The 12740-nt window shown below is 73.6% G+C and carries 12 protein-coding genes; 2 read left to right on the top strand and 10 right to left on the bottom strand.

All coding sequences use genetic code 11. The annotated features are described in order from the left end of the window. Positions 1-9: 9 nt before the first annotated feature. From ABC138_RS00725 to ABC138_RS00700, 6 genes are read right to left on the bottom strand one after another with little or no spacing between them, the layout of a single operon-like run. Entirely contained in the window at positions 10-648 is a 639-nt protein-coding gene (locus ABC138_RS00725; RefSeq protein ID WP_068422390.1) for an SDR family oxidoreductase, read from the bottom strand. Positions 649-693: 45 nt separating this feature from the next. Further along, on the bottom strand, positions 694-1494 hold the full coding sequence (locus ABC138_RS00720) for an alpha/beta fold hydrolase (RefSeq protein WP_345912584.1): 801 nt from the start codon (positions 1492-1494) through the stop codon (positions 694-696). Between the two features lie 5 nt (positions 1495-1499). Continuing rightward, the gene (ffh, locus tag ABC138_RS00715) at positions 1500-3107 is read right to left on the bottom strand and encodes a signal recognition particle protein (protein ID WP_345912446.1); all 1608 of its coding nucleotides are present in this window, start codon (positions 3105-3107) and stop codon (positions 1500-1502) included. 58 nt (positions 3108-3165) lie between these two features. Next, on the bottom strand, positions 3166-5508 hold the full coding sequence (locus tag ABC138_RS00710) for a [protein-PII] uridylyltransferase (protein WP_345912445.1): 2343 nt from the start codon (positions 5506-5508) through the stop codon (positions 3166-3168). A gap of 13 nt (positions 5509-5521) precedes the next feature. Next, the gene (locus ABC138_RS00705; protein ID WP_068325165.1) at positions 5522-5860 is read right to left on the bottom strand and encodes a P-II family nitrogen regulator; all 339 of its coding nucleotides are present in this window, start codon (positions 5858-5860) and stop codon (positions 5522-5524) included. After that, positions 5857-7296 carry an ammonium transporter gene (locus ABC138_RS00700; protein ID WP_068325166.1) on the bottom strand — a complete coding sequence of 480 codons (1440 nt, stop codon included), beginning with the start codon at positions 7294-7296 and terminating at the stop codon, positions 5857-5859. The genes ABC138_RS00705 and ABC138_RS00700 overlap by 4 nt, the downstream gene beginning before the upstream one ends. Before the next feature lie 151 nt (positions 7297-7447). Here ABC138_RS00700 and ABC138_RS00695 point away from each other — a divergent pair, with 151 nt between their 5' ends. After that, complete coding sequence (locus ABC138_RS00695) at positions 7448-7840, top strand: DUF393 domain-containing protein (RefSeq protein ID WP_068325167.1); 393 nt, start codon at positions 7448-7450, stop codon at positions 7838-7840. After that, complete coding sequence (locus ABC138_RS00690; protein ID WP_082807550.1) at positions 7837-8547, top strand: DUF4333 domain-containing protein; 711 nt, start codon at positions 7837-7839, stop codon at positions 8545-8547. Before ABC138_RS00695 ends, ABC138_RS00690 begins: the two co-directional genes overlap by 4 nt. A gap of 60 nt (positions 8548-8607) precedes the next feature. On the opposite strand, the gene ftsY is transcribed toward ABC138_RS00690, so the two are convergent. Genes ftsY through ABC138_RS00670 form a run of 4 tightly spaced genes read right to left on the bottom strand, consistent with a single transcriptional unit; the run spans position 8608 to position 12695 of the window. Next, positions 8608-9996: a signal recognition particle-docking protein FtsY gene (ftsY, locus tag ABC138_RS00685; protein WP_068422404.1), complete on the bottom strand. Its 1389-nt coding sequence runs from the start codon at positions 9994-9996 to the stop codon at positions 8608-8610. A 43-nt stretch (positions 9997-10039) separates the two neighbouring features. Next, entirely contained in the window at positions 10040-10528 is a 489-nt protein-coding gene (locus tag ABC138_RS00680; RefSeq protein ID WP_082807551.1) for a DUF309 domain-containing protein, read from the bottom strand. Beyond that, the gene (locus ABC138_RS00675) at positions 10492-12483 is read right to left on the bottom strand and encodes a M13 family metallopeptidase (protein WP_068422407.1); all 1992 of its coding nucleotides are present in this window, start codon (positions 12481-12483) and stop codon (positions 10492-10494) included. The genes ABC138_RS00680 and ABC138_RS00675 overlap by 37 nt, the downstream gene beginning before the upstream one ends. Continuing rightward, positions 12480-12695 carry a hypothetical protein gene (locus tag ABC138_RS00670; protein ID WP_170307463.1) on the bottom strand — a complete coding sequence of 72 codons (216 nt, stop codon included), beginning with the start codon at positions 12693-12695 and terminating at the stop codon, positions 12480-12482. Before ABC138_RS00670 ends, ABC138_RS00675 begins: the two co-directional genes overlap by 4 nt. Positions 12696-12740 lie beyond the last annotated feature (45 nt).

Here is a 12740-nt window from a genome sequence, read left to right as displayed (position 1 = left end):
GCGCGCGCGTCAGCGCAGTGCCTCGGCGATCGGCGTGGCCCCGTCGTGGAACTCGATGGTCCGGCGCACCGTGCCGCTGTCGGCGAGGGTCGCGGCCACCACCCGGGCGACGTTGCCGCGCGACACCTTGCCACCGCCCTCCCCGACGTCGATCGAGCCGCTCGCCGGCTCGAGGGTGAGACCGCTCGGGCCGAGGACGGTCCAGTCGAGGTCGGTGCCGCGCAGGTGCTCATCGGCCGCCGCCTTGGCCTCGGCGTAGGCGAAGAAGGGGTTGTCCGGGGCGACGCCGTGGTCCGGTCCGGCGCCGGCGTAGCTGACCATCACGTAGCGGCGGACCCCCGCGGAGCCGGCCGCATCGATCGAGCGGATGGCGGCGTCGCGGTCGACGGCGTAGGTGCGCTCCGGGTCGCCGCCGCCGGCCCCGGCGGACCAGACGACCGCGTCGTGACCCTCGAGCACCTCGGCCAGCCCTGGGACGTCGAGCTGCTCGACGTCGGCGACCCGGGCGGTGGCGCCGGTCGCCTCGACGTCGGCGGCGTGATCGGGGTTGCGGACGACGGAAGTGACCTCGTGGCCCTGCTCGACGAGGATCGGGGCGAGCAGGAGGGCGACCTTGCCGTGGCCACCGATGAGGACGATGCGGGACATGGGAGGACCTTTCGTCGGGTCCGGCCAGTCCACCACACCGGTGGGTCAGCGTCCGCTGAGCACCAGTGCCCGCAGGGACTCGATCGTCACCTCGGGCTGCTCGGAGTGCACCCAGTGCCCGGCGCCCTTGACCATCACGTGCCGCATCCGCGGGAAGAGCCGACGCATCTCCGCCAGGTTGTCGTCGGTGACGTACTGCGAGCGCTCACCGGAGAGCCACAGCACCGGCCCGTCGAAGGGGGGCAGCCCGGCGATCTCGTCGGCCGGCCACCCGCCGATGGTCGCGATGTCCCGCCCGATGACCTCGAGGTTGGGCTGCCACCGCCAGCCGCTGCCCTCGCGGCGCAGGTTCTGCAGGAGGAAGGCGCGCACGCCGGGGTCCGGTGCGGCCGGTGCGAGCGCCTCGTCGGCATCCGCACGGGTCGCGATGGCGTCGAGGTCCATGGCCTGCATGCCGGCGATGTAGGTCTCGAACTCGGTGAAGCTGCTCGTCGCCGCGGGCGAGATGTCGACGACGGCGAGACGGTCGACGAGCTCGGGCTCGAGGAGGGCCAGCAGCATCGCGATCTTGCCGCCCATGGAGTGGCCGACGACGATCCACGGCCCGTCCGCGTCGATGGAGCGCAGGGTCTCCCCCACCATCCGGGCGGCACCGGTGTAGGTGAACTCATCGGTCCACGGCGAGCGGCCGTGGTCGGGCATGTCGAGGAGCGTCGGCCGGCTGATGTCCGACAGGCCCTTGGCGACCTGGGTCCAGTTGCGCCCCTGCCCGAAGAGCCCGTGGCAGAAGGCGACCCGAGGACCGGACTCGCCCGACGTGGTCGCGTGCAGCTCCGGGAGGCGCATCGTGGTCACTGGCCGCCGAGGAACTTCTCGAAGCCCTTGGGCAGCTGGTTGGGGTCGAGGTTCGCCGGGTCGACGGGGTCCTGACCGCCCTGCCCGCCGAAGGCGGAGCCGGCCGGACGGCTGGCAGAGCGCTCGGCCGCCTCGCGCTCCTGCTGGGCGCGCTTGGCGGGGTTGCCCGACTTGCCCTTCTTCTTGACCTGCTTGGCCTGCTTCTTGCGGGCGCCGCCACCGCCACCGGGCAGGCCGGGCATCCCCGGCATGCCGCCGCCGCGGGCGAGCTGCTTCATCATCTTCTGCGCCTGGGTGAAGCGCTCGAGCAGCTGGTTGACCTCGGAGACGGTGACGCCGGAGCCCTTGGCGATGCGCGAGCGGCGCGAGCCGTTGATCTGCTTGGGGTGCGTCCGCTCGAAGGGGGTCATCGAGCGGACCATGGCCTCGACCCGGTCGAACTCGCGCTCGTCGAGCGCGTCGAGCTGGGCGGACATCTGGCCCATGCCCGGCATCATCTTGAGCATCGACTTCAGCGAGCCCATGCGCTTGATGGCCGACATCTGCTCGAGGAAGTCGTTGAAGGTGAAGTCCTCCTCGGCGAGGAACTTGCGCTGCATCTCCTCGGCCTGGCCCTGGTCGAAGGCGCGCTCGGCCTGCTCGATGAGGGTGAGGACGTCACCCATGTCGAGGATGCGGCTGGCCATGCGGTCGGGGTGGAAGACCTCGATGTCGCGGGTCTGCTCGCCGGTCGAGGCGAACATGATCGGTCGGCCGGTCGTGCCGGCCACCGACAGGGCGGCGCCACCGCGGGCGTCACCGTCGAGCTTGGACAGGACGACACCGGTGAAGTCGACGCCCTCGGCGAAGGCGCGGGCGGTCTCGACCGCGGCCTGGCCGATCATCGCGTCGATGACGAAGAGGACCTCGTCGGGCTGGACCGCGGCGCGGATGTCCGCGGCCTGCTGCATCAGCTCGGCGTCGACGGCGAGACGGCCGGCGGTGTCGACGATGACGACGTCGTGCTGCTGGCTCTGGGCGTGGGCGATGCCCGCGCGGCTGACGACGACCGGGTCACCGAAGGAGCGGGTGCCCTCCCCCGACTCGAGGACGGCATCGTGGCCGCCGGTGTTGCCGCGCTCCGGGGCGAAGACCGGGAGCCCGGCGCGCTGGCCGGTGACCTCGAGCTGGGTGACGGCATTGGGTCGCTGCAGGTCGGCCGCGACGAGGATCGGGGTGTGCCCCTGCTCCTTGAGCCAGGCGCCGAGCTTGCCCGCGAAGGTCGTCTTGCCGGAGCCCTGGAGGCCGGCGAGCATGATGACCGTCGGCGGGCGCTTGGCGAACTGGATCGTGCGGGTGTTGCCGCCGAGGATCGTCACGAGCTCTTCGTTGACGATCTTGATGACCTGCTGGGCCGGGTTGAGCGCCCCGCTCACCTCCGCGCCGGTGGCGCGCTCGCGCACCGCGGAGGTGAACTCCTTGACGACGGGCAGGGCCACGTCGGCGTCGATGAGCGCCATTCGGATGTCCCGGACGGTCTTGTTGACGTCGGACTCGGACAGGCGCCCCTTGCCGCGGAGGTTCTTGAACGTCGCGGTCAGGCGGTCGGACAGGCTGGTGAACACCCGGCCTAGGGTACTTGCCCGCGTCCCCTCCCTTCGTCCTCGCCCGGCGAAGGGAGGATCACGCGCCGTCGCAGGCGTCGATCACCGTCGCGAGGAGGCGGGCCACGGCCGCCGGGCCGAGCGCCCGTCCATCGCGGCCGGTCACGTAGAAGGTGTCCAGGGTCTGGCCGGCGAAGGTGGAGATGTGCGCCGACCGCACGGCCACGTCCTGGCCTGCGAGCGCGACGCCGATGTCGTGGAGCAGCCCGGGGCGGTCCTGCGAACGCACCTCGATGACGGTGGCCCCGCCGCCGACGCCCGGGAGCACGAAGGCCCGCGTCCCGCCGGCGGCGGTCGCCCCGGCGACCGCCCGGCGGCGTGCGAGCGAGCCGAGCGCGGCGCGGTCGCCGGCGCCCAGCCGGAGCAGTCCCGCGGTGACGCGCAGGGGTTCGGGGGGGTCGCCGCCCGGCGACTCGACGAACCACTCGTCCACGGCGATGCCGTCGACGGTCGCCAGCCGGGCCCGTCGCACCGTCATGCCGTGGGCGGCGAGGAGGCCCGCGGTGTCGGCGAAGAGGCCCACCCGGTCCTGTGCGTGCACGGTGACGGTCCATCCCCCGGGCCCCGGCTCGACCCGCACGTGCGGTCGCCCGGCGACGACGTCCCCGAGGGCAGCGTCATCGACCTGCGGCGCGGGCGCGAGGGGCGGGACGGGCGGCGCGTTGCCGGTGAGCAGGGCCCGCACCTGGCCGGTGAGGGTGTCGAGCAGGCTGGCGCGCCAGTCGGTCCACGCCTTGGGGCCGGCGGCGCGGGCGTCGGCGATGGTGAGGGCCCGCAGCAGCTCGAAGGTCGACGCGTCCTGCCCGACGAGCTCGCACACGCTCGCCGCGGTGGCCGGCTCGGCGAGGTCCCGGCGCGTCGCGGTCTCGACGAGGGTGAGGTGCTCGCGCACGAGGAGCACGACGACCTCCCGGTCGGGGTCGGGCAGGCCCCACCGCGCGAGCACGCGCTCGGCGATCCCGGCGCCGGTGCGCGAGTGGTCCCTCGCGCCGGCGACCTTGCCGATGTCGTGCAGGAGGGCGGCCAGGAGCAGCAGGTCGGGCCGGGCGACGTCGCGGGTGAGCGCGACCGCCTGCGCCACGGTCTCGAGCAGGTGCCGGTCGACGGTGTGCCGGTGCACCGGGTTGCGCTGGGGCCGGGAGCGCACGGCGGTCCACTCGGGCAGCCACCGCTCGACCACGCCGGCCTGGTCGAGCCCCTCCCAGACCGTCTCGAGGCCCGGTCCGAAGGCGAGCAGGTCGGTGAGCAGGTCCAGCGCGTGCCGGTCCCACGGGCTCGGCAGGTCGGGGCAGGTGGCGAGGTTGGTGAGGGTCTGCGGCGCCAGGGGCAGCCGGTTGCGGGCGGCGGCGACTGCGGCGCGCAGCGGCAGTGTGGGGTCGCTGGCGACCAGGCGGGTCGAGCCGAGGACGGCCTCGCCGTCGTGGGCGAAGAGTCCGTGCCCGAGCGGTGACATCGCGGGACGTCGTGGTCCGACCCGCAGGGTGCGGGCCCGCTGGCTCTGGCCGGCCCGCCGCATCGTCGACCCGAGGGCCCACGCGATGGTGCGGGCCGAGGTCGAGACGAGGGTGAGCAGCTCGTCGGCGTCCGGCAGGCCGAGCAGCGCGGCGACGGCGTCGTGCTCCTCGCGCAGCAGCCGGTCGCGACCCCGGCCGCTCACGACGTGCAGGGCGTCGCGCACGTCGAGCAGCCGCCCGAGCGCCGGGTCGACCGCGCCGTGGGGACGGTCGGTGAGCCAGGCCCGGGTCAGGGCGTGGAGCACGGTGACGTCGCGGATCCCGCCGAGGGCCTCCTTGAGGTCGGGTTCGATCTGCTGGCCGAGGTCCCCGTGGCGATGGTGCCGGGCCCGCACCGACTCGAGGAAATGCGGCAACCGGGTGCGGGCACCGGCCCGCCAGTCGTGGGCGACGGTGGAGCGCACGCCGGCGACCAGGTCCTCGTCGCCGGCGACGTGCGTGATGTCGAGGAGGCCGACGGCGGCCGAGAGGTCGTCGCGGGCGACGGCGCGGCACTGGGCGGCCGAGCGGACGGAGTGGTCGAGGGCCAGGCCGGAGTCCCAGATCGGGTACCAGAGCCGCTCCGCCGCGCCGGCGAGGTCCCCGGCGGCGACGCTGCGCCCGTCGTGCACGAGCACGAGGTCGAGGTCGCTCAGGGGACCCGACCACCCACGGCCGAGGGACCCGACGGCAGCCAGGGCGATCCCCTCGCGGTCGCCGACGGCGGCCGCGTGGAGCTCGGCGAGCCACGTGCGGGTGGCGGCGGTGATGGCCGCACGCCGGACCGCGCCGGCCCCGGGAGCGGTGAACTCCCGGGTGCCGGCGAGGTCGAGGCGCACGGCGCGCATGTCGGGCACGGGGCGGGTCATGGGGTGACGAGGCTCAGATGGCCTCGACGCCCTTCTCCCCGGTGCGCACGCGCACGACGTCCTCGACCGGGGTCACCCAGACCTTGCCGTCACCGATGCGACCGGTGCGGGCGGCGGCGACGACGACGGAGACGACCGACTGGACGTCGACGTCCTCGACGAGGACCTCGAGGCGGATCTTCGGCACGAAGTCGACGGTGTACTCCGCACCGCGGAAGACCTCGCTGTGCCCACGCTGGCGGCCGTAGCCGCTCGCCTCGCTCACCGTCATCCCGGTGATGCCGAAGGCCTCGAGCGACTCCTTCACGTCGTCGATCTGGTGGGGCTTGATGATGGCGGTGACGAGCTTCATGCTCGGGCTCCTTCGGTGGTCTCCTCGTGGTGACGGGCATCGTGCTGGGCGCCGCTGGACGTGACGCCCAGGCGACCTCCCCGGGCGACGAGGTCGTAGGCGGACTCGGCGTGCTCGGCGGCGTCGATGCCGGCGACCTCGTCCTCCTCGTCGACGCGCCAGCCCATCGTGAGCTTGAGCGCCATGGCGATGACCCAGGTCAGGACAGCCGAGACGACGAGGCTGACGAGGGCGACGACGACCTGGAGGACGGTCTGCTGCACGCCGCCCCCGTAGAAGAGGCCGGAGCCGGTGGCGAGCAGGCCGGCACCGACGGTGCCCCACAGGCCGGCGACGAGGTGGACACCCACGACGTCGAGCGAGTCGTCGTAGCCGAAGCGGTACTTCAGCCCGACGGCGAGGGCGGCGAGCCCGCCGGCGACGGCGCCGAGGACGAGCGAGCCGACGGGCGAGAGGGCGCCGCACGCGGGGGTGATGGCGACGAGTCCGGCGACGACCCCGGAGGCGGCACCGATGGAGGTGGCGTGCCCGTCGCGGATCTTCTCCACGAGCAACCAGCCGAGGATGGCGGCCGCGGTCGCGGCGGTGGTGTTGACCCAGACGAGGCTGGCGACGCCGTCGGCCGCGAGCTCGGAGCCGGCGTTGAAGCCGAACCAGCCGAACCACAGCAGGCCGGCGCCGATCATGACGAGCGGCACGTTGTGCGGGCGCATCGCGGTCCGGCCGAAGCCGAGCCGCTTGCCGACGACGAGGGCCAGGACGAGACCGGCGGTGCCGGCGTTGATGTGGACGACCGTGCCGCCGGCGAAGTCGATGGGAGCGACCGCGGCGGCGCCGTCGGCCACCCCGAAGATCCAGGAGGAGAGGCTGTGCTCGGCCGCGGAGAGCAGCCCGCCGCCCCACACCATGTGGGCGATCGGGAAGTAGACGACCGTGAGCCACACGGGCACGAAGACCATCCACGTCGAGAACTTCACGCGGTCGGCGACGGCGCCGCTGATGAGCGCGACGGTGATGATCGCGAAGGTCAGCTGGAAGCCGGCGAAGAGGACCTCGGGGATCCACACGTCGGCACCGAAGACGTCGATGACGGGCATCCCGTCGGCGCCGACCGTGCCGGTCACGCCCTCGAGGGTGCTCGCGACGCCGCGGAGCCCGAACTTCTCGAAGGGGTCGGCCAGGACGCCGCCGATGTCGGAGCCGCCGAAGGACATCGAGTAGCCCCACAGGACGTAGACGACGCCTGCGGCGCCCATGGCGCCGAAGCTCATCATCATCATGTTGAGCACGGACTTGGCGCGGGTCATGCCGCCGTAGAAGAGGGCGAGGCCGGGGGTCATCAGCAGCACGAGGGCTGCGCAGATGATCATGAAGGCCGTCGCGGACGAGTCGATGGCAGGGGGGTCGGCCGCGAGCGGCACGAGTGCTGTGGTCATGGGCGACAGCGTCGTGCCCCGATGTTTCAACAGGCGCGGACGAGCGTTTCGATCATGTTGCGACCGGCTCACGGTCGTGACGGTCATGTAAACACCGCCCCGGTCGTCTTCGGCGGAGGGAGGCGCCGGGTACCGGTCTAGGGTGAGGCCCATGCGTCCGGTCCTCGTCTTCGATGGTGACTGCGGGATGTGCACGACGTCGGCCGCCTTCGCCGAGCGCCACGTGCGCCGCTCCCCCGCGGACTTCGACATCGCCGCCAGCCAGCACCTCGACCTCGCGGCCCTCGGGCTGACCCGGCAGCAGTGCGTGGAGGCCCTGCAGTGGGTCGACGCCGAGGGACGTGTCGTCTCCGGCCACGCGGCCGTCGCCGCGCTGCTGCGCGCGGGACGCTGGTGGGGCCGGCCGCTCGGGCACCTCGTCGACGCTCCCGGGCTGCGCCGCCTGTCGGCCCGGGCCTACCGGTGGGTCGCGGCACACCGACACATGTTCCCCGGGGGCACGCCGGCGTGCGCCCTCCCGTCACCCGAGCAGGGGCACCCATGACGACACCACCTCCCGGCCCCGGACGGCCCGGTGGCTACCCGTACGGCACTCCCGGTCAGGGCCCGACCGGCTACGGGCCCCCCGGCTACGGGCCGCCCGGCTACGGACCGCCCGGCTACGGACCGCCGAAGAAGGGCGGGGTCCCCCTCTGGGCGTGGATCGTGGGTGGCATCGCCCTCCTCCTCGTCTTCTGCCTGTGCGGCGGCATCGGCCTGTACACGCTGTCCGACCGCGACGTGACCTCGACGGCGCAGACCGTGACCGAGACGCCGACGACCGAGCCGCCCACGACGGAGCCGCCGACGACCGAGCCGCCCACGACGGACCCGTCGAGCACGACCACGCCCACCGTGCCGTCGACGACGGACCCGTCGAGCACGGCCACGACGGGTCCGACGAGCGCCCCGACGCAGTCGATCCCGCCCACACCGGCCGGCTCGACCGCCAACACCGACACGAGCCGGACGCTCTCGGCGGACGACCTCGAGGGGCAGATCGCCCGGGGCATGAGCCAGTACGGGCACACCCGGTCCGAGATCTCCTGCTCGTCCCCGCTCGTGCTCGTCGCGGGCCGCACGACCTCCTGCACCGCGCCCGTCCCCGGCAGCAGCACCCGCCGCTCGACCGTCACCGTCGAGACCGCGTGGGCGGTCAGCACGAGCACGCAGCTGCGCTACTACCTGACCTTCAACCAGACGCTGGGCTGAGCGCGGCACGACGCAGGCCCCGACCGTGACGGTCGGGGCCTGCGTCGTGCGCGGGAGGGGTCAGCCGACGATCGCGTCGACGAAGGCCTCCGGCACGAAGGGCGCCAGGTCGTCCGGTCCCTCACCGAGCCCGACGAGCTTGACCGGCACCCCGAGGGTGCGCTGCACGGCGACGACGATGCCGCCCTTGGCGGTGCCGTCGAGCTTGGTGAGCACGACGCCGGTGACGTCGACGGCCTCGGAGAAGACCTTGGCCTGGGCCAGGCCGTTCTGGCCGGTGGTCGCGTCGAGGACGAGCAGGACCTCGTCGATCGGGGTCTGCTTCTCGATGACGCGCTTGACCTTGGCCAGCTCGTCCATGAGGCCGACCTTGTTGTGCAGCCGACCGGCGGTGTCGATGATCACGACGTCCACCTCGGTGTCGGCCGCGGCCTTGACGGCGTCGAAGGCGACCGCCGCGGGGTCGGCGCCCTCCCGGTCGCTGCGCACGGTGGGGACCCCGACGCGGGCACCCCAGGTCTCGAGCTGGTCGGCGGCGGCCGCGCGGAAGGTGTCCGCCGCCCCGAGGATCACGTCCCGGTCGTTGGCGACCAGCACGCGGGCGAGCTTGCCGACGGTCGTCGTCTTGCCCGTGCCGTTGACGCCGACGACGAGGATGCACGCGGGGCGGCCGTCGACGCGTGAGGCCGCGAGACCCCGGTCCATGCTCGGGTCGACGAGCGCGAGGAGGTCCTGGTAGAGCCAGTCCTTGGCGATCTCGGGGTCGGTCGTCCCGTCGACGGAGACGTGCTCGCGCAGCGAGTCGACGAGCTCGGTGGTCGGCTCCAGACCGAGGTCCGCCGCCAGCAGCGTGTCCTCGACCTCCTCCCAGTCCTCCTCGCTGAGCCGGCCCTGCGACAGCAGCGCGAGCAGGCCCTTGCCGATGGCACCGTTGGAGCGGGCCAGTCGCGAGCGCAGCGCCCGCATCCGGTCGCGGGTCGGCGCCGGGGTCTCGATCTCGGGCTCGACCGCGGCGGCCTCCGGCTCCGGGACCGTGACCTCCGGCTCCAGCGTCGGCTCGGGGGTCGCGGCCGGCGGGGCCGTGCGGGCCCGCTCGACGTCGGCGTCGGGGCGCAGGGGGGTGAAGTCCTCGTCCGCGGCCGGCTCGGCGGCGGCCGGCTCGTCCGCAGCCGGCTCGGGGGCGGGTGCCTCGGCGGGCTCGTCGACGGGCGCCTCGTCCCCCTTCGTGGGGGGTGCCTGCGCCTTGGCGTGCTCGCTCGGGCGGTCGAGGACGATCGACCCGCTGCGGTGGTCCGCGCTGCCCTTCGGCCGCTCCGGCGGACGCTGCTCCGGCGGCAGCTCCTTGGTCCTGCCGCCGCCACCGCGCAGGAAGGCGGCGATCAGCCCGCCGAGGACGACCAGCAGGCCGACGGCGACGGCGATGTACTCGGTCAGTGTGTCGATACCCATCACGGGGACATCTTCGCAGCCTCGGCCGGTCGCGCAGAACCCGTCAGGAGCGAAGGGAGGGCACCGGCACCGTCTCCTCCGGACGGGCCGCGAGGGCGCGTGCCCAGACGAGCAGCCCGGCGACGTCGATCCCGTGCGGGGCGATGGCGACGTAGCGCTCGATGGCGTCAGCGCCTCGCGTCGTGACGGTGGTGGCGCCGCGCCGGTTGCCGCGGCGCTGGTGCGTCAGGCCGACGGCGAGCTGGGCCAGGCCCTGCCAGAGGGCGCGCTCCGGCTCGGGCGCGGACTTCCACTGCTCCTCGAGGACCTCGTGGGCGTGGAAGGGCATGCCCCGGTCGAGCCACTCCTGGGCCTCGGCGAGCGCCTCGTCGGGCGTGCGCTCGCGCGCCTCGACCCGCTCGGCGCCCGGGCTGCCGTACGGGAGCGGTCGCCCCAGCCCGTCTCGGGGACGGGCCTGCTCGGCCCGTCCCTCGGCGTTGCGGTCGCGGGGCCCGGTCAGAAGAGCGTCACCCGCTGCTCGGGCGCGAGCCACATGCCGTCGCCCTCGCGGGTGCCGTAGGCCTCGTGGAAGGCGTCGATGTTGCGCACGGCGTTGCCCCGCACGTCCTGCGGGCTGTGCGGGTCCACGGCGAGCAGGCGCACAGCCTCCTCGGTGCGGGCGTCGCCGCACCACACGCGGGCCCAGTTGTTGAAGAAGCGTTGGTCGCCGGTCAGTCCGTCCTCGCCCACCTGCTGCGCGACCTCGTCGCCGACCGCGATGCGGTAGGCCGCGTGCCCGATGGCCAGCCCGCCGATGTCGCCGATGTTCTCGCCGACGGTCAGGGCGCCGTTGACGGTGTGGCCCGGCGCGTGGCGGGTCGTGTACGCGTCGAACTGCGCGATGAGCGCCTCACGACGCTCGTCGAAGGCCTCGCGGTCGGACGCGGTCCACCAGTCACGCAGGTTGCCCTGCCCGTCGAAGGTCGAGCCGGCGTCGTCGAAGCCGTGCCCGATCTCGTGGCCGATGACCGCGCCGATGCCGCCGTAGTTGTCGGCGTCCTCGCCCTCGGCGTCGAAGAAGGGCGGCTGGAGGATCGCCGCCGGGAAGACGATCTCGTTGAGGCCGGGGTTGTAGTACGCGTTGACCGTCTGGGGCGTGAGGAACCACTCGTCCCGGTCGACCGGCCCGCCGAGCTTGGCGAGCTGGCGGTCGACCTCGAAGGCCGCGACGCGTCGCACGTTGCCCACCAGGTCGTCCTCGCGGATCTCGAGCGCGGAGTAGTCGCGCCACCGCTGCGGGTGACCGACCTTGGGGGTGAAGGCGTCGAGCTTGGCGCGGGCCTCCCCCTTCGTCCCCTCGCCCATCCACGTCGACGCCTCGAAGGAGCGACGGAAGGCCTCGACGAGGTGGTCGACGAGCTCGGCCATCCGCTCGCGGGCGGCCGGCGGGAAGTGGCGGGCGACGTAGAGCTCGCCGACGGCCTCGCCGAGGGAGGCGTCGACGAGCGAGACCCCGCGCTTCCAGCGGGCGCGCTGCTCCGGGATGCCGGAGAGGGTCCGGCCGACGAAGTCGAACTCCGCCTCGACGATCCGCGCGTCGAGGTAGGCGGCGTGGGACTGGACGATGCGTACCCGCAGCCAGTCCTGCCAGGTGGCCAGGTCGACGTCGTCGAGGGCCGCGGTGAGGCCGCGGAGGAAGTCGGGCTGGCGCACGACGACCTCGTCGAAGGGGGCGCCTGCCCCCAGGCCGCGCGCCCACGCAGCCCAGTCGACGGCGGGCGCGAGCTCGGTGAGGCCGGCCGCGTCGACGAGCGTGTAGGTCTTCACCGGGTCGCGGTTGGCGACGCGGTCCCAGTGGCTCTCGGCGAGCCGGGTCTCGAGGTCGACGACCCGCTCGGCGGTCCGTGCCGCGGTCTCGTCGTCGAGACCGGTCGCGAGGGTGAGGAGCCGCGCGACGTGGTCACGGTAGGCCGCGAGGATCGGCGCGTGCTGCTCCTCGCGGTAGTAGGACTCGTCGGGCAGGCCCAGGCCGCCCTGCTCGAGGTAGACGACGTAGCGCGAGGAGTCCTTGTCGTCGGTGTTGACGAAGGGGAGGACGAACCCGCTCACGCCCTCGCGCCCGAGGCGCCCGGTGAGGGCGACGAGGTCCGGGATGCTCGTGGCGGTGTCGACGCTCTCGAGCAGGTCGCGGATCGGCTCGACCCCGAGCTCGTCGGCGCGCGCCTCGTCGAGGAAGGAGCGGTAGAGCGCACCGACCTTGCCCGCGACGTCGTCGGCGGCCAGCTCGCCGGACTCGACGCCGGCGCTCACCTCCTCGATGAGCACGCGGACGTCCTCCTCGGCCTGCTCGCGCAGCACGTCGAAGACCCCGTACCGACCGCGGTCGGACGGGATCTGCACGGCCTGCAGCCAGTGGTTGTTGACGTGCCCGAAGAGGTCGTCCTGCGGACGCACCCGTGGGTCCACCGGCCCGCGGAAGGCCGGGACGTCCTCGGGTGCGGCGCTCATGAGGCCTTGCGCTTGCCGGGCGCGGCGCTGGAGATGAGGCTCGAGGCGCTGCTCGCGGCCCCGTCGGCGCTCTCGCGGACCTTGACCACGACCCGCTCCCCGCGAGCCGTGAGGATCTCGCGGCCCTCGCGTCGGGCGGGCAGGGCGACGATCGCCATCACGGCGAGGGACAGGGCGAGGCAGATCAGCAGGCCCACGATCATGGCGGTCATGGGGCCCATCGTCTCCCGGGCGGCGCGGCGTCTCAACCCGACCCG

The organism is Janibacter sp. LM (genome assembly GCF_039631275.1).
Classification (GTDB): Bacteria; Actinomycetota; Actinomycetes; order Actinomycetales; family Dermatophilaceae; genus Janibacter; species Janibacter terrae.
The sequence above is the reverse complement of the archived record's forward strand: the minus strand, read 5'-3'. Positions and strand labels throughout refer to the sequence as shown.

What these genes read in the sequence shown, in the direction of transcription:
- ABC138_RS00725 (WP_068422390.1), bottom strand. Translation starts at nt 648, where the DNA reads ATGTCCCGCATCGTCCTCATCGGTGGCCACGGCAAGGTCGCCCTCCTG.
- ABC138_RS00720 (WP_345912584.1), bottom strand. Translation starts at nt 1,494, where the DNA reads ATGCGCCTCCCGGAGCTGCACGCGACCACGTCGGGCGAGTCCGGTCCT.
- ABC138_RS00710 (WP_345912445.1), bottom strand. Translation starts at nt 5,508, where the DNA reads ATGACCCGCCCCGTGCCCGACATGCGCGCCGTGCGCCTCGACCTCGCC.
- ABC138_RS00705 (WP_068325165.1), bottom strand. Translation starts at nt 5,860, where the DNA reads ATGAAGCTCGTCACCGCCATCATCAAGCCCCACCAGATCGACGACGTG.
- ABC138_RS00700 (WP_068325166.1), bottom strand. Translation starts at nt 7,296, where the DNA reads ATGACCACAGCACTCGTGCCGCTCGCGGCCGACCCCCCTGCCATCGAC.
- ABC138_RS00695 (WP_068325167.1), top strand. Translation starts at nt 7,448, where the DNA reads ATGCGTCCGGTCCTCGTCTTCGATGGTGACTGCGGGATGTGCACGACG.
- ABC138_RS00690 (WP_082807550.1), top strand. Translation starts at nt 7,837, where the DNA reads ATGACGACACCACCTCCCGGCCCCGGACGGCCCGGTGGCTACCCGTAC.
- ftsY (WP_068422404.1), bottom strand. Translation starts at nt 9,996, where the DNA reads ATGGGTATCGACACACTGACCGAGTACATCGCCGTCGCCGTCGGCCTG.
- ABC138_RS00675 (WP_068422407.1), bottom strand. Translation starts at nt 12,483, where the DNA reads ATGAGCGCCGCACCCGAGGACGTCCCGGCCTTCCGCGGGCCGGTGGAC.
- ABC138_RS00670 (WP_170307463.1), bottom strand. Translation starts at nt 12,695, where the DNA reads ATGACCGCCATGATCGTGGGCCTGCTGATCTGCCTCGCCCTGTCCCTC.